This is a genomic window from Terrimonas pollutisoli (assembly GCF_029360765.1).
GTDB classification, from domain to species: domain Bacteria; phylum Bacteroidota; class Bacteroidia; order Chitinophagales; family Chitinophagaceae; genus Terrimonas_B; species Terrimonas_B pollutisoli.
In genome coordinates this window covers 1-1,301 of the sequence record NZ_JARKNA010000058.1, presented here as the reverse complement: position 1 = coordinate 1,301, position 1,301 = coordinate 1, and the positions used below count along the sequence as shown (strand labels likewise).

Annotated in this window: 1 protein-coding gene; it reads right to left on the bottom strand. The window is 35.6% G+C overall.

Features of this window, described 5'->3' with window-relative positions; translation table 11 throughout:
• Positions 1-195: 195 nt before the first annotated feature.
• On the bottom strand, positions 196-1,227 hold the full coding sequence (locus P2W73_RS26335; RefSeq protein WP_276505093.1) for an IS5 family transposase: 1,032 nt from the start codon (positions 1,225-1,227) through the stop codon (positions 196-198).
• Positions 1,228-1,301 lie beyond the last annotated feature (74 nt).

Below are 1,301 nucleotides of genomic sequence, written 5' to 3'. Positions count from 1 at the left end.
AGGGCATCTCTATTAACCCGATTTTTAAAAAATTACTTTTCCCGGTTATTTTTTTGGATGCGTCTGACTGGTTTTTTTTGATTTTGTGTTCAACTGAATGATCCTTTCATCTCTTTTTTTGTTTTGAAGGGATGTTTTCATTCCCTTGTTTGTTTTTTAAGTGCACCTATTTCTCAAAAAGGCACACTTTCCCCGTCATTTTCTTAATTCAACATTCAGTTGAACTAGTCTAAATAGGTTGTAAGTAAGATTCATTAAGCCAATTCCAATTCTGTTTCGAATTAAGCTCCTGTACCTTAAATACATTCCATTCATACTGTTAGTCATAAAGCCAAACACATGTTCTATCCGGCTTCTTATCCTGGAATGTTTTTTATTTACTTTTCGATCTGCCTTGGTTAACGCTTTGTAACGATAACCCTGCTTGTTCACCTTGCTGATTATGTTCTTGTTCTTATAAAGTTCTTCTAGTTCCTTGCTGCTATAGGCTGAATCAGCATATAACGGTTGGCCGCCATCTTCTTTTTTATTCAACAACGGATCAACCATATGTTTGTCCGCTTCATTCGCCGGTGTCACTTGAAAGCCTGTAATCAGTTTGGTTTTGCTATCGACTTTAATATGATTCTTATACCCAAAATAATTCTGAAAATGTTTTCTGGTCCAGTCAGCATCGATATCCTTCTGTCTTATTTTATTTTCGTTCCAGTTTTCTGGTATAGTGCCTTCCTTTAACTGATCTATCTCTTCACGATTATTACGCTGCTTTGGCACTTCCACAATAGATGCATCTATTATTTTCCCTTTGTGCACTATGATTCCATCTTTATCTAACTGTTTATCCAAAGTGCCAAATAATTGTTCAATCAAATTCAGCTTCGTTAGTGTATCGCGGAACAACCAAATCGTTTTTGAATCAGGTACAGGATTATTAATTCCAAGGCCTAAAAACCGCATAAAGCTTAACCTGTCGAGAATTGCATATTCCATTGCATCATCACTTACATTATAATACCTCTGCAAAATCAAAATCTTGAACATTAATACTACATCGTATGGAGGGCGACCTCCTTTACTTTTATCTGTATCCTTAACCAAGGCTTTTTCTAAAGGTTTACGGAAATATTCAAAGTCTATATGGCTACTCAATTTCTCTAACGGATCCTGCTTCTTGCTCAATTTCTCCAATCGAATTTGCTCATCGAATAATCCTCTTGATTTTGACATCGAAAAAGTTTTAGTCCAGGACAATAATTCTTTGTAAAACATTGCATCGTACCTTAGGTTTTTAGAGATGCCCT